Origin of the sequence: Xanthomonas citri pv. mangiferaeindicae (assembly GCA_002240395.1) — a bacterium.
GTDB classification, from domain to species: Bacteria; Pseudomonadota; Gammaproteobacteria; order Xanthomonadales; family Xanthomonadaceae; genus Luteimonas; species Luteimonas citri_A.
Genome location: CP016836.1, coordinates 361174 through 383840, shown reverse-complemented (window position 1 = coordinate 383840; position 22667 = coordinate 361174). Strand labels below are relative to the sequence as shown.

The following is a 22667-nucleotide window of genomic DNA, read 5'->3' as shown; positions in this document are numbered from 1 at the left end:
GAAGACCGCGCATGATGTATGGCGTCCCGGTTGCGAGAATGACGCGGCGCACAGGCCGCGCGCCGCAGATGCCTGTCGCTTGGCGTCAGACGACGGCGCGTGGGCCGCGGCGGGGCAGGTGGGCGCTCAAAAAGCTCATCTGGTCGGCCAGAATGTTGCGGTTGCTCAGGATCAGATGCTCGATCCAACTGGGCCGGAACGGCACCGCCAGCAGCGGCATGCCGGCCTGTTGCGGCGTACGCCCGCCCTTGCGGGAGTTGCAGGCCACGCAGGCCGAGACCACGTTCTCCCAGATGTCGAGCCCGCCCTGGGACAGCGGGGCGACATGGTCGCGCGTCAGCGACTGGCGCCCGACCTGGCGGCCGCAGTACAGGCACAGGTGATGGTCGCGGGCGAACAGCGCGGGGTTGGTCAAGGCCGGGGTCGGATCGAGCGCACTGGCGCGCGCATGGCTGCGGCCGGCGATGATCGGGTGCAGGTCCAGCCGGCTCCGGCGGCCGGTTGCGCGGCACAGCCCGCCCAGGACCGTGATGCAGGGCGCGCCGAGGGTCCAGGCGACCGCGTCACGTGCGTACAGGCACGCCGCGTCCTGCCAACTGATCCAGTTCAATGCCCGGCCATGTGCGTCGAGCGCAAGCAGGCGCACACCGGCGGTGTGGGGGCGGGGCGCGGAATCGAATGCCGATGCTTCGGCGACCGGCGCCGGATCGGAACCGGTGGGGACGAGGCGAGGACGCGCGCAGTCGGTCTCCATCGGGAATCGAGCATATACCCGAACTGTGACGGTTTGTGCAAGACGCGCGTCGAGCGGATCGCGGAGGCGCCGCAGGTCAACGGGCCGGGCGCGCCACTGGCTGTATCAGCGCAGTGGCGCGCCCGGCTTGGGTCAGCTGTCGAAGGCCTCATCGGCCAGCGACAGCAGCGGTGCCGGGCCGCTCTCGATCGCTGCGGCGTGCGCCAGCGTGCGCGGCAGCAGGCGTGCGAAGTAGAACCGCGCGGTCTCGCGCTTGCCGGCCTTGAACGTCTCCGGCCGCGACGACGCATCGGCGACGGCCACGCTGCGTGCCCACCAGTAGGCCAAGGCCACGTAGCCGGAGAAGAACAGGTAATCGTGCGCGGCGGCGCCGACTTCCTCGGGATCGGCCGCGGCGCGTTCGGCGATGGCGCGGGTGAGCGCCTGCCACTGCGCGGCCTTCTCACGCAGCGGGCCGACGAACTCCGCCAACTGGGCATTGCCCTCGTGCTCGCTGCAGAACGCCTCGATCATGCCCAGGAACACGCGCAGTCCCGCGCCCTGCAGCTGCAGCACCTTGCGGCCCACCAGGTCCAACGCCTGGATGCCGGTGGTGCCCTCGTAGAGCGTGGTGATGCGCGCGTCGCGCGCCAATTGCTCCATGCCGTGCTCGGCGATGTAGCCATGGCCACCGAAACACTGCAGCGCGTGATAGGTGCACTCGTTGCCCCACTCGGTGAGGCAGGCCTTGACGATCGGAGTCAGGAAGCCCAGCAGGTCGTCGGCCTGGCGGCGTGCGGTCTCGTCGGCGGCGCCGTGCGCCGCATCGACCAGCGAGCCGGCATGGTAGGCGAGCAGGCGGCCGCCCTCGGTCAGCGCCTTGCAGGTCAGCAGCATGCGGCGCACGTCAGGCTGCACCAGGATCGGGTCGGCCGGTTTGCTGGGCAGCTTGGGGCCGGAGAGCGCACGCGATTGCAAGCGCTCGCGGGCGTAGCGCAGCGCGTTCTCGTAAGCGCGCGTCGCCAGGCCCAGGCCCTGCACGCCGACGCCCAGGCGCGCGGTGTTCATCATGGTGAACATCGCCAGCAGGCCCTTGTGCGGTTGGCCGACCAGCCAGCCCTCGGCGCCGTCGAAGTTCATCACGCAGGTCGCCGAGCCATGGATGCCCATCTTGTGCTCGACCGCGCCGCAGCGCACCGCGTTGCGTGCGCCGAGCGTGCCGTCGCGCCCGACCTTGACCTTGGGCACGACGAACAGCGAGATGCCCTTGCTGCCGGCCGGCGCATCGGGCAGGCGCGCCAACACCAGGTGGATGATGTTGTCGGTCAGGTCGTGCTCGCCGGCGGTGATGAAGATCTTGGTGCCGGTGATCGCATAGGCGCCGTCGGCCGCAGGCTCGGCGCGCGTCTTGAGCAGGCCGAGGTCGGTGCCGCAGTGCGGCTCGGTCAAGCACATCGTGCCGGTCCAGGTGCCGGCGATCAGCGGCTTGAGGAAGACTTCCTTCTGCCACGCCTCGCCGTGGTGGTGCAGGGCATTGACCGCGCCGTGCGAGAGCAACGGGAAATTGCTCCACGCCAGGTTGGCCGCATCGATCATCTCCTCCAGGCAGATGCCCACCGTGTGCGGCATGTTCATGCCGCCGAACTCCGCCGGTGCGCTCATGCCGGTCCAGCCGCCTTGCGCGAACTGGTCGTAGGCGTCCTTGAACCCGTCGGGCGTGGTCACCGCGCCGGTGGCCTTGTCATAGCGCACGCCCTGCTCGTCGCCGATGCGATTGAGTGGCGCAAGCACGGTCTCGCACAGCCGGGCGCACTCGTCGAGCACCGCATCGACCGTCTCGCGGTTGGCGTCCTCGAAGCCCAGGGCGGCGAACAGAGACTCGACCTGCAGCACGTCGTGCAGCGCGAAGCGGATATCGGTCAGCGGGGCGTGGTAGGTGCTCATGGCGTCGGCTCTTGCAAGAGGAGGGCGGGCACGCGATGCGTGCGCGGTTGGACGTGCGCCGGGATCAGCGCAGCACGCCGGGCAGGCCCGGCACGGGGCTGAGCGCGCTGTCGCGGCGGACGGTGTAGTCGCGGGCGGCACCGCGGTCGTTGGGGGCGGCGCGCAGCGTGCCGTCGATGCGATAGGGCAGGCTGCGCCCGGCGGCCAGCGCATCGGCCGTCTGCAGCCGCGCCTGCGCGCTGGGCGCGAACGCTAGTGTGAGCACATCGGCAGACTCGGGCCCGATCGTGATCGGGGTCGAGGACGCCAGCGTGCCGGCCGCGTCGCCGCCGACCGTCAGGTCGAGCCGGATGGACTCGAAGCGCATCGGCACGCTGCTGTAGTTCTGCACCCGCAGATCCACCGACCAACTGCCATCGGCCGCGACGCTCAGCTGCTGGATGCTCGCCGCCGGCTCGGAGACGCGGCGCGGGCTGGTGGCGCAGGCGGCGACCACACAGGTCGCCAGCAGGATCGTCAGCAACTTCCACGGCTTCATCGCAGCGCTCCGTCGAGGGTGGGCCCACGATGTTAACGCGTCGCCGCGCCTGGCCGATGCCTGGCCGGGGCGCCCTCGAACAGGGACGGTCACGAAACGGTTGCCGTTCTTCGGCGCGCCCCGTATCATGCGCGTCCCGCAGTGGCCGGGTAGCTCAGTTGGTAGAGCAGGGGATTGAAAATCCCCGTGTCGGGGGTTCGATTCCCTCCCCGGCCACCATTGCGAGGCTTGAGGATCAAGGGCTTGCAGAGATGCGGGCCTTTTTCTTTTTCTGACGCGCACTCGTGGTGCCCGTTGTGTGCCTGTTCTGGCGAATCACTGTCTCTTCGTGCGGTGTCGCTGCAGCAGGTCCGAAATGAGGCATCTGAGCTGCTCTAGGAATGGGCAGTCCCGCTGGGGCGCTGAAGGGAAGCAGGAATGGCGACGTTTAGCCCTACTCGGCGGTGGGTGAGTCATGTTCAAGACGGCATCCACTATGACCTCAAGCACCTCCACCCAAGCTTCTTGAAGTTCAGTGCGCCGGAAGTGCCTGCTGAGCTGGGAAAGCCTGGGCGGCCCGCACGAGTGTTAGACGTCCGAGTGGAGTACTCGCATCACTGCTTCAGCCGATCGGTCGAAAAGGTCGCGGATTACAAGTCCGAGCATCTTTACACCTGGGCCGAGCGCCCGTCGGATCCTAGGGTCTTCTGTCTTGATCGTCATCGAGACAGCTTCATGTTGCCGGGCCTTGTCGCTAAGCTGGACGAGCGGAACGTCTATCCGACGAGGCATCACAACCACTTCGCGGTGAAGCGCGCCTCGCCCGAAGGCCATTACTCCATTTGGCTGCGCGTCGAGTGGCGCCCCCGGTTCACGCTGATGGTTATTGAGAGCGCCTACGTACGTCTCGATATGGATGAGCAGATCGCCCGATCAACGCCCACGAGCCTCATAGACGTACTCGTCAACGCACCCAAACGATAGACAACAAAAAACCCGCAACGCGGGTTCTTTGTTAACAAAGGTATTGCGGGCCGGAGTCTCTTAACCACTCTGGGTGGGACCTTGCTAAGAAGGTGGCCAGCAGCCCCTATGCACCGGGTCGGGACTGCCTGTAGCTGCTCGTGGCAACGGGGCTATCCTCCTACTAATTGACTGCTTCGTCAACAAGTGCCCAAGGCGCGTTCAGGTGGGCGAGTGACTCCTGTATGGCGAGGTAGCAAAGCTACCTCGCCATACAGGACCAATCAAGACGGTGAAGGCACCGGTCTTACGAGCCGGGGCCCTATTGAGGGACATGTGCCCTCGAATGAATAGTGCGGGCTTAGCCCTCGTTCCACTTGAGGATGTTGTGCTCCCAGCCTTCGCGGCTGGAGGCCTCATAGTCATCCTCGTCCAAATCAAAATCGTTCAAATAAAAATCGTCATCGTCTTCAATGACCATGCGCGTCCCCACAAACAAATCCACTGGCCACTAAGGCCAAAGACTTCGAACGCTCGATCGCTCACCAGTAGCTCGCATCGAGCGCTGAAGGCGATGCCATCTCAATCATTTTGGTCGATTGGATGGTGGCAGTAGTTTAGGGCGGCATGTCAAGCGTGTCAACGCGTCAACCTTGATATAACCTAGCTCCTAGGTGAGTCGGTGACTTGCTTAGGATCCCTTAGCGGGGTGTCCGAGGGTGGCTTAGCGGCTGCTCAATTGGGAGGACTGATGCCAGTCGATTTGAGGCAGATAGCGCAGGATATCGGGTCGCGCCCGCGCCTTTCGAAGACCAAGGTCATTAGGAATTCCGAATTCACGGAAGCGGGTCGACACGCGGACGTGACGTCGTAGCACCGCGACGATAAAAAAAGCCAGGACATCGACAACGGTGCCTTGGGCCGGCCTGGGGCGTCACTGCCGAGAAATCGACATGATCGACCTCAGTTTCAGGTTGAAGGTGGACCTGAACAAGATCGTCAAGCCGCTGCTTGCGCTCTTGATCCTCTTCATCCGTTGAGTTGTAAGCGGCGCGGGTAGGCTCCCGCGCCGCCCTTGCTCCAGCCTCAATGGCTTTGCTGGTGATAACTCTGCGGCAAGAGTTTGTCGCTTTTCCTGTGGATCTCAGCAGGCGAGACCGCAACACGGCACCGTGCGCACCATCGCTGGAGCCAACCATGTTCGCCCTGATCAACCCGCCCGCCGTGTTCGTCGGCTACGCCGCAATCGACCCGCCGGTCGTGCTCCTGCCCTTGGGTGCAGCACCTCTGCAGCTGGGCTTCCCATCCCCCGCCGAAGACTTCGAGGAAGACAGCCTCGACCTGAACCGTCTGCTGATCCGCAACCCGCTCGCGACCTACATCTGTAAGGCGAGCGGCTACTAGATGGCGGGGGACGTCGGGTTGCATATGCGCTCAAGCCGGCCGAGCTTGGAACGGCAGTCGGCGAGATCTGCCGCAAGATGGGGATTGCGGATGCCACGTTCTACGTGCGGCGCAAGAATTACGGCGGCTTAGGCCCGTCCGAGCTCAAGCGCTCTCGGCTTCTCGTTTCGAAGAGTCGGCGCGCACAAGCTGCATGGCGATTGCTTGCTTGGTCAGGGCGACGAGCAGGGTCGTGTTGGTCATCGGCTGGTCCTTTCGAGGGGCTCCTGGATATCTGGTCAGCCTGGAGTAAAGTGGTCGTGACCACGCACAGGGGGTGCGTGGCGAACCAAGGAGATGGGTATGGCTGACAGAGTCCGGATTGACTGCATCAATAAAAACAACCGCGAGAGCAAATACGAGCGCATCACTCACGTCGGGGGTCCCAATCACAATGGAACTCGCTGGAAACTCACTACCGACGAGGCGATCGCAGGTATCGAGAGTGGGAAGTGGAGCTTCTACACTAAGCCTGGGGCCCACGAGGTCGACGTCATCGTTGCCAAGACGGGTGGGGGTCGGAAGTACCTTCGCACGGTTGCTGACCACGACACGCCTGACAACCTTCTGAGCTTGAAGGAGTGCTGAGCTAGAGGCTCGGTTGGCGCCGGCCCCACGACGGCGCATTTTGCTCGCCATGCACGCGGCGTCGACGCGGCCACGCTGCAGGCGATGGGCAGATGGAAATCAAGGGTGATGGTGGCCGCTACACGCACCGGCGATGGTCGAGGCGATGGACAAGCTGTAGGCCGCGCTCACTCTGAAGTCGACGAAGCGAGCACGTCGGCGCAGGATTACACACGGATTGCATGAAGCAGGCTGAAAGGGATGGTGCGCTCAATCACTTAGGCGCTCACCTGGTGGGATTGAAAATCCCCGTGTCACGGGTTCGATTCCCTCCCCGGCCACCATTGCGTCACAGAAAAGCCCGCAGAAATGCGGGCTTTCTCCTTTCTGGACTTGGCCGCTCAGGACAGGTGCTGCCACAGTGCGTCAAGCACACCTGATTGCAAGCTTGGCGACTCAAGAGTTGCACATCGATACAGGGAAGCGCCTGCGCTGATGTTGAAGGCGACTCGAAGGGGGGCGCTCGACCGGATTGCTGACGCGCCTGCGCGTCTTGCACCGAGGCGTTGCGGCATTCGGTGGCGCAATTCCTTCAGGATCGGCCGATGGCGCTGCAAGATTGCGTGCCCCTCTGATTCTTCAGGGAGGCGGATAGACCCAGTATCAGCTTCACGGGCAGAAGGCGGCGCTCGTTCCGGAGCGGGGAACAAAGCGAGACGACCTGTTTTCGGACCTTCGGATCACGAGTTACCGTGGCGCAGCTGTGATTGCGCTCCTTGTAGATGCCGAACGGGAAGTGGTCTCGATCCTCGGCGTGTTCTACGGCGGTCAGGACTATGAGGGGATGTGGGTGCTCGACGGCTAACGGCGGCTGTGTCATAGCAGCCCTGCGGCCAATGACACGGCCTGAGCGTCACCCCATAATCCGCGCTTCGCTGCCGCCCGGTGGCTGAAGGACAACGCGCATGCACGCAGTGACCACCATGGAAGTGTTCCTGATCGCGATGGCGATCATCTTCTGTGTGCCGTTCCTGATCTGGCGCCTGGGGCGCACGGACTATTTCGCGCCGCTGGTCGTGGTGCAGATCCTCACCGGCATCGTGCTCGGCCCGGGCATCCTGGGGGCGGCGTTCCCGGGCTACTACACCTTCGTGTTCCGGCCGGAGGTGGTGCAGATCCTCAACGGGCTGGGCGCCTGGGCGGTGATGCTGTTCGTGTTGATCGCGGGCATCGAGCTCGATCTGAGCAAGGCCTGGGTCAACCGCCGGGAGAGTGGCATCACGGCAGGTCTGGCGCTGGGCGTGCCGCTGGTGTTCGGGGCGCTGGCGGCGTTCGGTCTGCTGCGCTTTCCAGGCTGGATCGGCGTGTCGGGCGCGGACTGGCAGTTCGTGGTCGGTGTGGGCATGGCCTGCGCGGTGACAGCGTTGCCGATCCTGATCCTGCTGATGGAGAAGCTCGACATCCTGCGCCAGCCGATCGGGCAGCGCATCCTGCGCTATGCGAGCCTCGACGACATCGCCATCTGGGGCGTGCTGGCCTTGGTGCTGCTCGACTGGGAGCGCATCGGGCGTCAGGTCGGCTTCCTGCTGGCGTTCGCAGTCGCCTGCGTGGTGTTCCGGCGCTTGATGCGGGCGATTGCCGAACGCGACCGCTGGTACGTGATGCTGATCTGGCTGGCGGTGTGCGCCTTCGGTGCCGACTGGTCGGGCCTGCACTTCATGGTCGGCGCGTTCCTGGCCGGCGTGGTGATCGATGCGGACTGGTTCGATCAGCAGGACATGGACCGGCTGCGGCACAACGTGCTGCTGGTGATGATGCCGGTGTTCTTCCTCAGCACCGGCCTGCGCACCGAATGGAGCGTCGGCGGCGCGGCGGTGTTCGTCGCCGCACTGGTGCTGCTGGTGGCGTCGGTGGCGGGCAAGCTCGCCGGTGTGCACCTGGCCGGACGCTTGCTCAAGTGGGCGCCTGGCGAGGCCTCGCTGATCGGATGGCTGCTGCAGACCAAGGCGCTGATCATGATCATTTTCGCCAACATCCTGCTCGACAAGGCCATCATCTCGAGCGCGACGTTCACCGCGTTGCTGCTGATGGCGGTGATGAGCACGATGCTCACGATCCCGATGGCCACGCCGCGCCTGCGCGCGCTGGGGATGGGCAAGTCGTCCGCCCAAGGGCGGTAGGCGAACGCGTCCAGGCCGGCGCGCCCGGATCGGTGATCAGCCGGCCACGCGCTGAACGCGTGCCGGCGCGGGCCTGGAACGCCGCGCAGGCGGGCGCATGATCGGTGACGGATACCGCGCGAGATCGAAGGAGGTCCGTATGCGCCGCCATCCCGCCCCATTCGCCGCCGTGCTGGTCGCCGCGCTGACGCTCGGTGCCTGCGCCAGCCCCGGTCTACGCGATGCAGACAAGTACGCGCTCTACGACGCGCATGCCGGCGCGCCGGTCGATCATTTCCGCTACTTGGGCCAGATCAACGGTTGGACGCCGCTGGGTGACAGCGCGCTCGCGGTCTGGACGCGGCCGGGCGAGGCCTTTCTGCTCGACCTGTCGGGGCCGTGTCAGGATCTGGCCTACACGCCGGCGATCGGGTTGACCAGCACCATGAGCCGGGTCGATGCGCGGTTCGACAAGGTACTGGTGTACAGCCGCAGTGCGATCAGCATGCCCTGCCACATCCGCCAGATCCGGCCGCTCGACGTCAAGGCGGTGCGTGCGGCCGAAAAGCACAACCGCGAGGGCGGGCCCTCGCTCGACCGGCCGTCCGATACGTCGGCGCCGGCGGCTCAGCCTTCCGATTCGGGCACGTAGCCCATCGGGCGGTCGGTCTGCCGCTCGAACAGATACTTGCGCATCTCGCCTTCGAGGAAGGCGCGGTGCTTGGGGTCGAGCGGCGAGAGCCGGTTTTCGTTGATCAGCATGGTCTGGTGCGCCAGCCAGCGCGCCCAGGCCGGCTTGCCGATGCTGGCAAAGACCTGCTTGCCCAGTTCGCCCGGCCAGGGGATGAAATCCAGGCCTTCGGTCTCGGTCTGGTCGTGGACGCAGTGCACGCGTCGGCTCATGTCAGTCCTCCAGCGCAACGCGCGGCGACAGCAGCAGCGTGCGGATCGGTGCGGGAATGCCGAGGGTCGCGAGTTCGTCGCGGGCCACCCAGCGCAGGTCGTCATTGTCGCGCACGGCGCGGCGCGGGGCGAGGCCGGTCCAGTGCAGCGGGTGCAGCTGCAGGCGGTAATGGGTGAAGCCGTGTTGCACGGTCTGCAGCCTGCGTGGCGCGTCGCGGTCGCCGGCGTCGATCACGTCTGGCGAATGCGCATCCAGCCAGGCCAGCGCGGCGTCGGCATCCTCGCCTTGCGGCAGCGACCACAGGGCCGCCCACACGCCGGTCGGCGGCCGACGGTGCAGCAGCACGCGGCCATCGCGGTCCTCGAGCAGCAGCACGGTCGCTTCGCGCTCAGGCAGTGTCTTGGTCGGTTTGGGTGTGGGCAGTTCCTCGACCCGGCCCTGGGCGAAGGCCACGCAGTCGCCGTTGACCGGGCACAGCAGACAGGCCGGCGAATGGCGCGTGCACAGGGTGGCGCCGAAATCCATCTGCGCCTGGGTGTAATCGGCCATTCGCGCCTGCGGCAGCAGTGTGTCAGCGATCGCCCACAGCGTCTTCTCGACCTTGGGCAGGCCGGGCCAACCGGAAACGCCATGGTGACGCGCGAGCACGCGCTTGACGTTGCCGTCGAGAATCGCGAAACGGTCGCCCCAGGCCTGCGACAGGATTGCCGCCGCAGTGCTGCGACCGATGCCGGGCAGTGCGAGCAGCGCGTCGAAGTCGCGCGGCAGTTCGCCGTCGTGCCGTTCGACGCAGGCCTGGGCGGCGGCCTGCAGGTTGCGCGCGCGGGCGTAGTAGCCCAGCCCCGACCACAACGCGAGGACATCGTCGCGCGGGGCGGCGGCCAACGCGCGCACGTCGGGCAGTGCGGCAACGAACCGCTCGAAGTACGGAATCACCACCCGCACCTGGGTCTGCTGCAGCATGATCTCCGACAGCCACACCCGGTACGGCGTGCGCGGATGCTGCCAAGGCAGGTCGTGGCGGCCGTGGACGTCGAACCAGGCCAACAGGCGGGCGGCGTAGGAAGCGCTCATGGCGGGCTGCCGTCGTCGACGTCGATCTCGAGGCCTTCGAGCGTCGCGCCCGGCACCTCGAGTCGATCGATCCGCAACTGTCCGCGCAGCGGTGGCACCGGCGTGCCGCTGTCGAGCGCATCGAGCCAGCGCAGTACCTCGGGCACGCGCGCGCTGCCGTCGAACCGGGCACCGGCATGGGTCACGCGCAGCGACAGTGGCGCGCCCAGTGTCGCGGGTCCGGTATAGCGGACAGAGAACGGCAGCGGGCCGTCCGTCTGTGACAGCGGGGCGGGCAACGGGGGCCAGCCCGCCGGCCAATGCGCGATGCGGCCGTCGAGTGCGATCTCCAGCACGTCGTCGTAGGCCATGCGGCCACCGGCGGAGAAGGTCGGCACGACGTCATCGGCGCGGGTCGCCAGCCCGATCGGTGCCAGCACCAGGCGTCCGTCCGCGAACGCCAGCCGGCCCTGCAGGCCGAACGCGAACGGCAGGTCGGCGCCCTCGGCGCGCCAGCGGGCGTCCATCGCCAGGCGTAGCGGCGCCAGCGTCAGTCCGGGGGCATCGGCATCGACGCGGGTCGCCTCGAGCGCGAGCCTAGTATCGAGCCGGCCCTGGTCGCTGTCGGCCGACAGCGTGCCGTGGGCCTCGATCCGGGAAAATGCAAGCGGGCGGTCGGCCTGCAGTCGCAGGCGGAACGGAACACGCAGCGCGTCGACGATCGCGGTGCCAGCGACCTGGCCGCTGACCGCGCGCTCGGCGTGCAGTGAGGGCACATCGAGTGTCAGCCCCTCGATGCGCCAGCCCTGGGCGTCGAGCCTGCCGTCGCGCACATGCAGGCCGTTGGTGAACGGGGGCAGGGCGCCGTCGCCCGGCGGTCGTGTGTCGAGCCAGTGCAGCAGCACCGGCAGCTGCAACTGCGGGCCGTCGAGTTCGACGCGGGTGATCTCCAGATCGGCCCCGCGGCTGCGGATGGTCTTCCAGGGCAGCGCCAGCAGCACGCGTCGGGCCTGCAGCATCGGCGCCTGCGTGCCCGGCACGCGCACGGTCACGTCGTGGACCACCAGTTGCGGGGTGCCGCGCAGGCGGTAGTCGACCGCGCCATCGAACTGGATCGACAGACCGAGGGCGGGCTCCAGGCGCGCGAGCGCCAGACGCAATGCACGCTCGGGCGGCAGCAGCAGCCAGATCGCGGCGATGCCGGCCGCGAGCAGGGCGGCGATGCCCACCAGCCATTTCAGCCCGCGCCGACGGCGGCGCGGCGGCACCGGCGTGGCCGGCGCCTGCCCCGAGGCGCTCACGTCCCCAGCGTCTCCGGCAGCATCGCGTCGACGAAGGCCTGGGCATCGAACACGCGCAGGTCCTCGGGGCGCTCGCCGATGCCGGCAAAGCGGATCGGGATGCCGAACTCGCGTGCCAATGCGAACAGCACGCCGCCCTTGGCGGTGCCGTCGAGCTTGGTCACGACCAGGCCGGTGACCTGGACCGCGGCATTGAACTGCCGCAACTGCGACAGCGCGTTCTGGCCGGTGGTGCCGTCGATGACCATCAGCACTTCATGCGGCGCGGTCGCATCGATCTTGCCGAGCACGCGGCGGATCTTGCCCAGTTCGCCCATCAGGCCCTGCTGGGTATGCAAGCGGCCGGCGGTGTCGGCAATGAGCACGTCGATGCCGCGCGACTTCGCAGCCTGCAGCGCGTCGAATGCAACCGCGGCCGGGTCGGCATCCTGGCCCTGGGCGACCACGGCCACGCTGTTGCGCTCGCCCCAGGCCTTGAGCTGGGCGACCGCCGCGGCGCGGAAGGTGTCGCCGGCGGCCAGCATCAGGCCGTGGCCCTCGTCCTTGAAGCGCTTGGCGAGCTTGCCGATGGTCGTGGTCTTGCCGACGCCGTTGACACCGACGGTGAGGATCACGAACGGCTTGGCGGCCGGATCGATCGTCAGCGGCCGGGCGACCGGGGTCAACATTGCGACCAGGTCGGCGCGCAGCGCCTGCAGCAGCGCATTGGCGTCGGCGAACGCGCGCGCTTTCATGCGCTTGCGCAAGGATTCGACCAGCTCGGTGCTCGCCGCCACACCGACGTCGGCGGTCAGCAGCGCGGTTTCGATCTCGTCGAGCAGATCGTCGTCGAGCTTGGGATTGCGCGAGAACAGGCCGCCGAAACTGCGCGCGAAGGTGCTGCCGCTCAGCCGCTCGCGCCAGCCTGATTTGCCGGCCGCGGCGGCGGGCTTGGTCGCGAACACGACCTCGGCCATCGCGGCGGCGGGGTCGTAGATCGCAGGGCGCGGCGGCGGTGGCGGCGTCACCGGCTCGGGTGTCGGCGCGAGGGCATCGGCGGCGGGCGAGGTGGTCGGCGCGATCGGCGTCGCGGCGGGCGTCGCGGTTGCGGCAATCGAGGTGTCAGGTGCAGGCGTCGGCGCGGCAGGCGTGGCCGGGACGGGCGCTGACGGAGCCGCAGGCACTGCCACGGGCGCTGCCGCCGGCGCGGGCGCGAGATCCGTGGAGGGCGTCGGGGCTTCGACCGGTGGCGTGGCGGTCGGCGCGCCGAACGCAGCGGCGATCTCCTCGTCGGTGAGACGGCGCCGGCCGCCCTCGGATTGGGGTTTGTCGCGCTTGAACCAGCTGACCATGCGGCCGTCGGAGCCTGGATGGGGGAGAATGGCGCGCATGGTATCACCCGCATTTTCCACGCCCCGTGCAGCGGGGCGCCGATGAAACCGTCCTCCGGCAAGGTCCGCATCGTCGGTGGCCGCTGGCGCGGCACACGGCTGGACGTGCCCGATGCGCCGGGCCTGCGTCCGACCGGCGACCGTGTGCGCGAGACCCTGTTCAACTGGCTGCAGCCGGCATTGCCGGGTGCGCGCGCGGTCGATGCGTTCGCCGGCACCGGCGCGCTCGGGTTGGAGGCGGTCTCGCGCGGGGCGCGCTCGGCCCTGTTGATCGAGCGCGACCCGGCCCTGGCCGCCGCGCTGTCGGCGGTCGCCGCCCGTCTGCCTGGCGGGGAGGCGGTCGACGTCCGTCGGGGCGACGCGTTGCCGCTGCTCGCAGCGCTGCCGGCGGCGGGCTTCGATGTCGCTTTCGTCGACCCGCCGTTCGCCGCCGACCTGTGGACGCCGGCGCTGGCTGCGCTCGATGCCGCCCTCGCGCCGCAGGCCTGGTTGTACGTCGAGTCGCCGGTGGCGCGGCCGGCGCAGGCGCCCGCCGGCTGGCGCCTGCATCGGGAACTGTCGACCCGCGAGGCGCATTGCGCGCTCTGGCGCCGGGACGGCTGAACCGCGCCCGGCGCTGCTACACTTTGCGCCCGCGCCACGCCGCACCCCTGCCTCCCGACAGCGAACGTCAGCCATGAGTGCGAGTCGCAAACGCATCGCGGTGTATCCGGGCACCTTCGACCCGATCACCAACGGCCATGTCGACCTGGTCGACCGGGCGGCACCGCTGTTCGAACGCCTGATCGTGGGCGTGGCCGAAAGCCCGGCCAAACGCCCGGCGATGTCGCTCGACGAACGCGTGTCGCTGGCGCGCGAGGCGCTGGCCCATCACGACAACATCGAGGTCATCGGCTTCGACTCGTTGCTCGCGCATTTCGTCGCCAAGGTCGAGGCCGGCGTGCTGCTGCGCGGCCTGCGCGCGGTGTCGGACTTCGAGTACGAGTTCCAGCTGGCGAGCATGAACCGGCACCTCATTCCCGAGGTCGAGACGCTGTTCCTCACGCCGGCCGAGCAGTACGGCTTCATCTCCTCCACGCTGGTGCGCGAGATCTCGCGCCTCGGCGGCGACGTGTCGGGGTTCGTGCCCGCCGCGGTCGATCGCGCACTGCGCAACCACTCGCAACGCTGACGTTGCCCATCCAAACGCAAGAGAAACAAGAGGGAATGCCATGAAGTCCATCACCCGCGCGCTGCTGATCGCCTGCCTGGTCCTGCCAGTCATCGCCTGTGGCAAGAAGGAAGAAACCCAGCAGGCGCAGGCCGCGCCGGTCGCGGCGCCGACCACCGAGGACAAGGCGGCGTGGAACGCCTATCTCAACGAGGTCGCCAGCCGCCACATGGAAGGCATCAACAACTCGCCCTACGTCTACCTGGTGCCGCCGCCGCCGGCCAACATGACCGAAGCGCCGCCGGCCGACGCCCAGGCTCCGGCCGACGGCGAGGCTTCGGACCTGTCCACCCCGGTCGACGGCAACTACGAGCGCCTGCTCGACAAGGCCAAGCTGGACGTGGCGCGCGGCATCGTGCGCGGCAACCTGCTGATCTACGCCGGGCTGAATTCGGCGCGTACCGCCGACCTGACGGTCGCCTCGTTCGCGGAAGTCGAGCCGGGCACGATGAAGGGCGTGCGCGTGCTGTTCATCGGCGAGGAAGCCGACAACGCCCGCGTCAAGGCGGCCGTCGAGCCGGCCGGCGTGGAGTACGTGTTCGTCGACACCGCCAAGTAAGCCCCAGGGCGCCGGCCTGGCCGGCGCTCTCGAGCCACACGACGCCGTCGTTGCCCGCTCGGGCACGGCGGCGTCGCTGTTTCCGGGGTGCGCGAGTGTGCCGCGCCTGCTGGGTGACCCGGTTCCAGCGATGGGACGCCGCGCGCCGCCGCACTCACTACAATGTGCGGATGTCCCTGAAGATCAATGCGCTCTGCGTCAACTGCGACGTCTGCGAGCCGGCGTGCCCGAACCAGGCGATTTCGCAGGGCGAAGAGATCTACGTGATCGATCCGGCGCGCTGCACCGAGTGCGTCGGACACTTCGACGAACCGCAGTGCGTGGTGGTGTGCCCGGTGGAGTGCATCGACCCCGATCCCGACCTTCCCGAAACCCAGGCCGAGTTGCTGGCCAAGCTCGCGCGCCTGCAGCAGGAGTCGTCATGAGCCGTTCCCGTGTCCCCGCTGCCGGCCTGCCGGCGCTGCTGCTCTCGCTATTGCTGTTGGCGGTCGCCCCGTCGTGTGCGCGCGACGTCCGTCCGCAGCCCGCACCGGTCGCAGCGCAGACGCAGGCGACGCCGCCCGGCAACGCGGTCGCTTCGGCGCATGCGCTGGCCACCGAGGCCGGCCTTCAGGTAATGCGCGAAGGCGGCAACGCGTTCGACGCCGCGATCGCGACCTCGGCCGTGCTGTCGGTGGTCGAGCCGATCTCCTCGGGCCTGGGCGGCGGCGGCTTCTTCCTGCTGCACGATGCGGCATCCGGGCGCGACGTGTTCATCGACGCGCGCGAGACCGCGCCGGCCAGCGCCCAGCCCGATCGCTATCGGACCGCGGATGGCCAGTTCGACCGCGATCGTGCCGAGAACGGCCCATGGTCGGCCGGCATTCCCGGCCTGCCGGCCGCGTTCGTGCACATCGCCGAGCGCTACGGCCGGCTGCCGCTGGCGCAGTCGCTGGCCCCGGCGATCCGGATCGCCGAAGACGGGTTCCCGGTCTATGCCCGATTCGCGCGCGGCTACCAGTCGCGGCGCGAGGTCATGGAGCGGTACCCGGGCACGCGCGCGGTGTTCCTGGCCGGCGGCCGTGCGCCGCAGGAAGGCGACCTGTTCCGCCAGCCGGAGCTGGCGCAGACGCTGTGGCTGCTTGCCGAACGCGGGTTCGACGGCTTCTATCGCGGACCGACCGGCGAGAAGCTGGTGGCCGGGGTCAATGCCGAGGGCGGGCAGTGGACCGCCGAGGACCTGGCTGGATACCGGGTCGTCGAGCGGGCGCCGATCCGCTTCCAGTACCACGACTGGACGGTGACGACCGCGCCGCCGCCGTCGTCGGGCGGCATCGCGATGGCGCAGATGCTGCAGATCCTCGAACCCTATGATCTGCCGGCGCTCGACGATGCCGCGCGCACGCATCTGGTCGTCGAGTCGATGCGTCGCGCGTTCCGCGACCGCACGTTCTACCTGGGCGATCCGGATTTTGTGAAGATCCCCGAGCGCACGCTGCTCAGCCGCGACTACGCCGCCGGGCTGCGCGCGACGATCAACCCGGACAAGGCGACGCCCAGCGACCTGCTCTCGGGCGATCCCACGCCGCTGGAGGACGAGGAGACCACACACTTCTCGATCGTCGATGCCGCCGGCAACCGCGCCGCGGTCACCCAGACAGTGAATCTGCTGTTCGGCAGCGGCCTGGTCGCGCCCGGCACCGGGGTGCTGCTCAACAACGAGATGGACGACTTCGCGCTGCAGCCCGGCGTGCCCAACGCATTCGGGGTCATGGGCTTCGATGCCAATGCGCCGCGGCCAGGCAAGCGCCCGCTGAGCTCGATGACGCCGACCTTCCTCGAGTCGCCCGACCGCGTCGCGGTGCTGGGCACGCCCGGCGGCAGCCGGATCATCACGATGGTGCTGCTGGGCGTACTCGGCTACGACGCCGGACTCGACGCCCAGGCTGTCGCGGCGCTGCCGCGCTATCACCACCAGTGGATGCCCGATGCGATCTCGGCCGAGTCCAATGCGTTCTCCGCCGACACCGCGGCGCGATTGCGCGCGATGGGCCATACGGTCGACCTACCGGGCGACCGCGCCGCGGCCGGGCGCGGTTCGAGCCACGTGTGGGGTAATCTGCAGACCGTGCTGTGGAACCGTGCCGACGGCACGCTGACCGGCGGCAGCGACCCGCGCAATCCGGTGGGCGCAGCGAAGGTCGAGCCGGCTGCAGGCAACCGTAACGCGCGTCCCGAACACGCACGCCCCCGGGGAATGGACACCATGGAGCCCACACGATGACCCCACGTATTGCGTTGTTGATCGCATCGCTGCATGTCGTGCTGTACGTCGCGCTGTCGGTGCGGGTGGCGCTGCACCGTGCCAGTGCCAAGGTCGGCATCGGCACCGGTGGCGACCCGGTGCTCGCGCGCAAGGTCCGCGTGCAGGCCAACTTCGGCGAGTACGTGCCGCTGGCCCTGCTGATGCTGGCGCTGCTCGAACTCGCCGCATTCGATCCCCGGCTGCTGTGGACCCTTGGGCTGGGGTTGTTGCTGGCGCGTGTGCTGCACGCCGTCGGGCTCGGCGGCTCGGCCGGCTATTCGATCGGCCGCTTCGGTGGCGCGATGCTGACCTTTGCGCTGCTGCTGACGATGGCCGGGCTGGGTATCTGGCGCTTCATTGCGGTGGCGACGCTGACCTAGCGCACGCGGCGTACCGCAACTTTCATCGACGCCGGGCGCGGGACCCTCTCATCCGGCCACGGGGTCGCGCCGCGCGTGCACCACCATGCGCAGATGACGTTCCTCGTCGATCGTCAGCATCGTGTGCTCGAACGGCGCCGGCACGCCGTCCACACACAGCCGGCGCTCGCCGCTGCAGGGCGCGCCGGCATCGTGGTGCGCCCACCAGGCCGCGAACTCCGGCGATACCCGACGCAGGGACTCGACCAGGGCCTGAGCGTCGACATCCTGTGCGCCGCGGGCGTAGTCGCGCCGAAAACTCGAGAGCATGGCGCGGGCCTGGACGTCCCAGTCGACGAGGCGCGTGCGCATGGCCTCATCGGCGAACAGCAGCCAGAGCAGGTTGCGCCGTTCGGGCGGATGCGCGCCGAAGCCGAACAGCGCGTCGGCCGGCGCATTGAATGCCAGCACGTCCCAGCGCAGGTTGAGCACATGCACCGCGTGCGGAGCGAGGTCGTCCATCAAGCGCCGGACCAGGGGCGGGACCTGACAGAACGTGCGCCCGGGCTCGGCCGGCGGCCGCGCATGCGCGAGCAGATACAGGTGCCGCCGCTCGGCGGCGTCGAGCTGCAGCACCCGCGCCAGGTTGTCGAGGAACGTGGACGAGACGCCGATGTCGCGCCCTTGTTCGAGCCACGTGTACCAACTCAGGCCGACCCCGGCGAGCGCGGCGACCTCTTCGCGGCGCAGGCCCGGCGTGCGCCTGCGGCCGCCGTTCTGCAGGCCGACATCGCCCGGCGACAGGCGTGCGCGGCAGGTCCGCAGGAAGCTCGACAGTTCGGGGCGGGCGCGTTGCAGGCGGGTCATCGATCAGGCACCGGTTGCTTCTAGTAACAGCATGAGCGGACAAATTGTAACTGGATGAGGGCGGCGCCAGACTCCGGCTCCCCCGTTCGGACTCTCCGTCATGCCAGATTGCCGCGCCCCTGCGTCCTCTTCTGTTGCGACCGCTGCCGATATGGCCGTGGCGGCGCCGGCCCGGCCCCCGTGGCTCGGCCTGGCCGTGCTGCTGCTCGCCGGTTTCGTCACGATCTTCGACCTGTTCGTGGTCAATGTCGCGATCCCGTCGATGCAGGCCACGCTCGATGCGAGCCTGGCGCAGGTGGGGCTGGTGGTCGCCGGTTACGAACTGGCCTTTGGTGTGCTGCTGATCGCAGGCGGCCGGCTCGGCGACCGCCATGGCCGTCGCCGCCTGTTCGTGGTCGGCATGGCGGGATTTGCGCTGGCCTCGGCGTTGTGCGGACTGGCGCCCGATGCAGGCTCGCTGATCGCCGCGCGGGTGCTGCAGGGGCTCGCGGCCGCGTTGCTGTTCCCGCAGGTCTACGCCTCGATCCGGGTGCATTTCGAGGGGCGGCCGCTCGCCGCGCGTTCGGCCTGCTCGGCATGACCCTGGGCCTGGCCGCGATCGCCGGTCAGGTACTGGGCGGCTGGTTGGTGCATGCCGACATCGGCGGCCTGGGCTGGCGCACGATCTTCCTGATCAACGTCCCGATCGGCGTGCTGGCGATCGCGATGGCACGCCTGGTGCCCGAATCGCGCGCGCCTGAGCGCCCGACCCTCGATTGGGGTGGCGTCGCCCTGGTCGGTGCTGGGCTGGGTTTGCTGCTGGTGCCGTTGCTGGAAGGGCCTGCGCACGGTTGGCCAGTCTGGATGGTGATCGCGCTGGTGGCCGGTGCCGGGTTGCTGGCGGTGTTCGCGCGACATCAGATTCGGCGTCGCCTGCATGGTCAGGACCCGTTGGTCGATATGCGCTTGCTGTGCGACCGGCAGTTCGCCGTCGGTGGCCTCCTGGTGTTGCTGGTCTACTCGACCTCAAGTTCGTTCTTCCTGTGCTTTGCGTTGCTGGTGCAGTCGGGCTTCGGGCTCGACCCGATGGCGGCCGGGCTGTTGTTCGCGCCATGCAGCCTCGGCTTCGTGCTCGCCTCGTTGTCGGCGCCGCGGCTGGTGGCCCGCTTCGGCCCAGTGGCGCTGGCGGTCGCTGCAATGGTCTACGCGGGCTCGCTGGCCTGGCTCGTCGGCCAGGTGCACAGCGCCGGCGGGGCGCTGTCGCCTGCGCACCTGGTGCCGACACTGGTCGTCGTCGGCGCCGCGCAGGGCCTGATCATGACGCCGCTGCTCAACCTCGTACTCGGCACGGTCGATGCGGCACGCGCGGGCATGGCCTCGGGCGTGATCTCGACGCTGCAGCAGGTCGGCGCGGCGTTTGGCGTGGCGATCGTCGGCATGGTATTCGGCGCGGCGCTGTCGGGCGCCGTCGGCGACGACCTGCGTGCGCATTACGCCGACGCCTTCGTTGCCGGCATGGCCTGCAACGTCGTCGCGGCGTTCGTTGCAGCGCTACTGCTGCGCCGGTTGGCGCACAGCGGCGGGCCGGGGATGAGAGCCCAGCCGCCGAGGATTTGATGCGCGGGTGGCGGCACCTGCGCACGCGTACTACTTTAGACATCGCAATCGGCGAGGGGCCGGCACATATGCCTGAATCGCGAGGTTTCGCATGTTGTCGGCGTCATGGCGATGCAGACCAGATTCGATTGGAAGCCATCGTGCGGGCGTCGCCTTGGTATATGCGCGCGCTGCGCGAGGCACGCGCTCTTGGGCTGGCGTCCTGGTGCATCGGCGCCGGGGCGATCCGCAATCTGGTTTGGGACCATCTGCATGGCCGCCGGCAGCCATCGCAGCTGGCCGATATCGACTTGGCTTACTTCGATGCTGAGGAGTCGCCCGGCGTCGAGAGGGCGCATCAGACGCTGTTGGAGGCGCGTTGCCGGGAGTTGCCTTGGGAGGTCACCAATCAGGCGCACGTCCATCTTTGGTTCGAGCGCCACTTCGGTCATGCGGTGCCGCCCTTGCGCTCTTTGGTCGATGCCGTCTCGTCGTGGCCAGAAACCGCGACTTCAGTCGGCATTGCTTTGCATGCAGATGATGCGCTGGAGATCATTGCGCCGTTCGGGCTGAACGACCTGTTCGCGATGCAGCTTAGGCGCAATCCGACCCGGGTCAGCGTGAAGACGTATCTCGCGCGTGTAGCCAGTAAGCGTTATGAAACGCGTTGGCCGCTGGCGACTATCCACAAGCCGTGAGTGGCGCATCGCTTTGAACTTCGCCGGGCGTATACGGGAGCAAAGCTAGCCTGCCGGCCGACCGCATCGGTGGAGACAGGCATGTTCAATGTGATCCGCGTGGCGCCGGATCGGATCGACGTCGAGATCGACGGGCGGTTCGACCGGGAGACGATGGCGGCGCTGATCGATGCGTTCGTCGAGGCGGCGGACGGCATCGACGGCGGCGCGATGCTCTATCGCGTGCGCGATGTCGACTTGCCGTCGTTCGGTGCGGTCGCAGTCGAATTCTCGCGGTTGCCGGCGCTGCTGCGCGCGGTGCGGCGTTTCGATCGGATCGCAGTGGTCGCCGAATCGCTGTGGATCCGCCGCCTCTCGGAACTGGAAGGGCTGCTGGTGCCGGGCGTCGAGGTCCGCGGTTTCACGCCCGAATGCGCCGGTGACGGCCAGACGTGGTTGCGCGAGCGATAAGGGCGCCACGCGTTCGGCTCGGTGATGGCGCACCGCAGCAAGCATGTTCGGCGACAAGTGGCTACAGTGCCTGCACCGCCGATTGACGCCGAGCGTGCCCATGCCGCTGCCTGCTCCAAGCCGTGCTGTTTTTTTTAGCCCCGATAATGGTAGCGCTAACTTTTTCGTGTCGAGGGCGCGCGCATGAGCCTCTTCGCCGGCCTCGATCTCGGCACGCAGAGCATCAAGCTCGTGGTCTACGACCCGGCAGCGCGGCAGGTGCTTGCGACCCAGGGCCGGGCGTTGGATCTGATCGCCGGCGATGACGGCAGCCGCGAGCAGCATCCCGCCGACTGGCTCGACGCGATCCGCGCCTGCTTTTCCGCAGTCGACCCGGCGATCCGCGCGCGTATCGCCGCGCTCGGCGTCTCGGGCCAGCAGCACGGCTTCGTGCCGCTGGATGCGGAAGGGCAGGTGCTGGCGCCGGCGAAGCTGTGGTGCGACACCAGCACCAGCGCGCAATGCGCGCCGATCATGGACGCCGTCGGCGGCGTGACAGCCTGCATCGCGCAGGCTGGCAACCCGATCCTGGCGGGCTACACCGCATCCAAGTTGCCGTGGACGAAGGCGCATCGTCCGGAGGTCTACGCAGAGTTGGCGGCGATCGCGCTGCCGCACGACTACGTCAACCTCTGGCTGACCGGCGCGCGCTGGATGGAGCACGGCGATGCCTCGGGCACCGGCTGGCTCGACGTGCGCACGCGGCGCTGGTCGCCGGCGCTGTTGCAGGCCACCGATCCCGAGCGCGACCTGTCGGCCTGCCTGCCGCCGCTGGTCGAAGCCGATGCGTTGTTCCCGATCCGGCCCGAGATCGCCGCCGAACTGGGCCTGTCGCCGCAACTGCGGGTGTCGGCCGGTGGCGGCGACAACATGATGGCGGCGATCGGCACCGGCTGCGTGGTACCGGGGCGGCTGGCGATGAGCCTGGGCACCTCGGGCACGTTGTTCGCCTACAGCGACACGCCCGTGGTGTCGGACTCGGGCGCCTGGGCCGCGTTCTGCGACTCGACCGGGGGCTGGCTGCCGCTGATCTGCACGATGAACTGCACGGTGGCAACCGAGCAGGTCGCACGGATGTTCGGCTTTGCGACGCGCGAGGGCGATGCGCATATCGACGCGACCGCGCCGGGCGCCAGCGGGCTGACCTTGCTGCCGTTCCTCAACGGCGAGCGCACGCCCGACCTGCCGTTGGGACGCGGCGTGCTGACCGGCCTGACGGCGCACAACATGGACGCCGCGCACCTGTACCGCGCGGCGATGGAAGGCGCGACCTACAGCTTGAAATACGGCTTCGACGCGTTCGTGTCGGCCGGCATGGCGTTCGATCGCATCGTGCTGACCGGCGGCGGCGCCAACAGCGCGGCCTGGCGGCAGCTGGTCGCCGACGTGTTCGCGCTGCCGGTGGATGTGCCGGTGCAGAGCGAGGGCGCGGCGTTCGGTGCGGCGCTGCAGGCGCTGTGGGCGCTCGGCCGCGCGCAGGGCGATGCGACGTCGATGGCAGCGCTGGCCGCCGCGCATGTCGCCACTGATCCCGCGCGTGCATGCACGCCCGAGCCGCGCCGCGCACCGGCCTACCGCGCCGCCTACCGGCGCTTCACCGATCACCTCGACGCAGTGCGGCCGCTGTACGCCGCGCCGGCCGCGTAGGCGTGAGCGCCTGCCGATCCGTCCT

The 22667-nt window shown here is 68.4% G+C and carries 20 protein-coding genes, 1 tRNA gene and 2 pseudogenes; 15 read left to right on the top strand and 8 right to left on the bottom strand.

All coding sequences use genetic code 11. The annotated features are described in order from the left end of the window. Positions 1-85: 85 nt before the first annotated feature. The 3 genes from BEN78_01705 to BEN78_01695 all read right to left on the bottom strand — a co-directional run bounded on the left by BEN78_01705 (position 86) and on the right by BEN78_01695 (position 3215). Positions 86-754 carry an HNH endonuclease gene (locus BEN78_01705; protein ASR42308.1) on the bottom strand — a complete coding sequence of 223 codons (669 nt, stop codon included), beginning with the start codon at positions 752-754 and terminating at the stop codon, positions 86-88. 132 nt (positions 755-886) lie between these two features. Beyond that, positions 887-2677: an acyl-CoA dehydrogenase gene (locus BEN78_01700; protein ID ASR42307.1), complete on the bottom strand. Its 1791-nt coding sequence runs from the start codon at positions 2675-2677 to the stop codon at positions 887-889. 64 nt (positions 2678-2741) lie between these two features. After that, a complete protein-coding gene (locus BEN78_01695; protein ASR42306.1) occupies positions 2742-3215 on the bottom strand; it encodes a hypothetical protein in 474 nt (157 codons plus the stop codon). Positions 3216-3358: 143 nt separating this feature from the next. On the opposite strand from BEN78_01695, the gene BEN78_01690 reads away from it, so the two are divergent. The 5 genes from BEN78_01690 to BEN78_01670 all read left to right on the top strand — a co-directional run bounded on the left by BEN78_01690 (position 3359) and on the right by BEN78_01670 (position 8978). Next, positions 3359-3434: transfer RNA gene (locus tag BEN78_01690), tRNA-Phe, on the top strand. 345 nt (positions 3435-3779) lie between these two features. Then, positions 3780-4178 (top strand): hypothetical protein, encoded by a 399-nt coding sequence (locus tag BEN78_01685; GenBank protein ASR42305.1) that lies wholly within the window; start codon positions 3780-3782, stop codon positions 4176-4178. 1176 nt (positions 4179-5354) lie between these two features. After that, positions 5355-5561, top strand: coding sequence for a hypothetical protein (locus BEN78_01680; protein ASR42304.1), 207 nt, complete (start codon positions 5355-5357; stop codon positions 5559-5561). Positions 5562-7132: 1571 nt separating this feature from the next. Beyond that, entirely contained in the window at positions 7133-8347 is a 1215-nt protein-coding gene (locus BEN78_01675) for a sodium:proton exchanger (GenBank protein ASR42303.1), read from the top strand. A 139-nt stretch (positions 8348-8486) separates the two neighbouring features. Then, positions 8487-8978 (top strand): hypothetical protein, encoded by a 492-nt coding sequence (locus BEN78_01670; protein ASR42302.1) that lies wholly within the window; start codon positions 8487-8489, stop codon positions 8976-8978. Here the strand turns inward: BEN78_01670 and BEN78_01665 are convergent. From BEN78_01665 to BEN78_01650, 4 genes are read right to left on the bottom strand one after another with little or no spacing between them, the layout of a single operon-like run. Next, a complete protein-coding gene (locus BEN78_01665; GenBank protein ID ASR42301.1) occupies positions 8954-9229 on the bottom strand; it encodes an oxidative damage protection protein in 276 nt (91 codons plus the stop codon). The two genes, BEN78_01670 and BEN78_01665, sit on opposite strands and share 25 nt — an antisense overlap. Before the next feature lies 1 nt (position 9230). Then, positions 9231-10304 (bottom strand): A/G-specific adenine glycosylase, encoded by a 1074-nt coding sequence (locus tag BEN78_01660; protein ID ASR42300.1) that lies wholly within the window; start codon positions 10302-10304, stop codon positions 9231-9233. Then, positions 10301-11584 (bottom strand): hypothetical protein, encoded by a 1284-nt coding sequence (locus BEN78_01655; GenBank protein ID ASR42299.1) that lies wholly within the window; start codon positions 11582-11584, stop codon positions 10301-10303. The genes BEN78_01660 and BEN78_01655 overlap by 4 nt, the downstream gene beginning before the upstream one ends. Next, on the bottom strand, positions 11581-12915 hold the full coding sequence (locus BEN78_01650; protein ID ASR42298.1) for a signal recognition particle-docking protein FtsY: 1335 nt from the start codon (positions 12913-12915) through the stop codon (positions 11581-11583). Before BEN78_01650 ends, BEN78_01655 begins: the two co-directional genes overlap by 4 nt. 81 nt (positions 12916-12996) lie before the next feature. On the opposite strand from BEN78_01650, the gene BEN78_01645 reads away from it, so the two are divergent. The 6 genes and pseudogenes from BEN78_01645 (at position 12997) to BEN78_01620 (ending at position 17387) form a co-directional block, all read left to right on the top strand. Beyond that, the gene (locus BEN78_01645) at positions 12997-13557 is read left to right on the top strand and encodes a 16S rRNA (guanine(966)-N(2))-methyltransferase RsmD (GenBank protein ID ASR42297.1); all 561 of its coding nucleotides are present in this window, start codon (positions 12997-12999) and stop codon (positions 13555-13557) included. Between the two features lie 73 nt (positions 13558-13630). After that, entirely contained in the window at positions 13631-14125 is a 495-nt protein-coding gene (locus BEN78_01640) for a pantetheine-phosphate adenylyltransferase (GenBank protein ID ASR42296.1), read from the top strand. A gap of 40 nt (positions 14126-14165) precedes the next feature. Further along, a complete protein-coding gene (locus BEN78_01635; protein ID ASR42295.1) occupies positions 14166-14723 on the top strand; it encodes a hypothetical protein in 558 nt (185 codons plus the stop codon). A gap of 170 nt (positions 14724-14893) precedes the next feature. After that, positions 14894-15148 carry a ferredoxin gene (locus BEN78_01630; GenBank protein ID ASR44835.1) on the top strand — a complete coding sequence of 85 codons (255 nt, stop codon included), beginning with the start codon at positions 14894-14896 and terminating at the stop codon, positions 15146-15148. Further along, positions 15145-16908, top strand: a pseudogene (locus BEN78_01625) (gamma-glutamyltransferase). Before BEN78_01630 ends, BEN78_01625 begins: the two are co-directional and overlap by 4 nt. Positions 16909-16982: 74 nt before the next feature. Next, positions 16983-17387 carry a hypothetical protein gene (locus BEN78_01620; GenBank protein ASR42294.1) on the top strand — a complete coding sequence of 135 codons (405 nt, stop codon included), beginning with the start codon at positions 16983-16985 and terminating at the stop codon, positions 17385-17387. A gap of 48 nt (positions 17388-17435) precedes the next feature. Here BEN78_01620 and BEN78_01615 read toward each other — a convergent pair whose 3' ends face one another. Further along, positions 17436-18233: a transcriptional regulator gene (locus BEN78_01615; protein ASR42293.1), complete on the bottom strand. Its 798-nt coding sequence runs from the start codon at positions 18231-18233 to the stop codon at positions 17436-17438. Positions 18234-18384: 151 nt separating this feature from the next. Between BEN78_01615 and BEN78_01610 the strand changes: the two are divergent. From BEN78_01610 to BEN78_01595, 4 genes and pseudogenes are all read left to right on the top strand, one after another. After that, a pseudogene (locus tag BEN78_01610) lies at positions 18385-19829 on the top strand (MFS transporter). A gap of 137 nt (positions 19830-19966) precedes the next feature. Continuing rightward, entirely contained in the window at positions 19967-20506 is a 540-nt protein-coding gene (locus BEN78_01605; protein ID ASR44834.1) for a hypothetical protein, read from the top strand. An 81-nt stretch (positions 20507-20587) separates the two neighbouring features. Continuing rightward, positions 20588-20956, top strand: coding sequence for a hypothetical protein (locus BEN78_01600; GenBank protein ASR42292.1), 369 nt, complete (start codon positions 20588-20590; stop codon positions 20954-20956). 183 nt (positions 20957-21139) lie between these two features. Then, positions 21140-22642 carry a xylulokinase gene (locus BEN78_01595; GenBank protein ASR42291.1) on the top strand — a complete coding sequence of 501 codons (1503 nt, stop codon included), beginning with the start codon at positions 21140-21142 and terminating at the stop codon, positions 22640-22642. Positions 22643-22667: the final 25 nt, after the last annotated feature.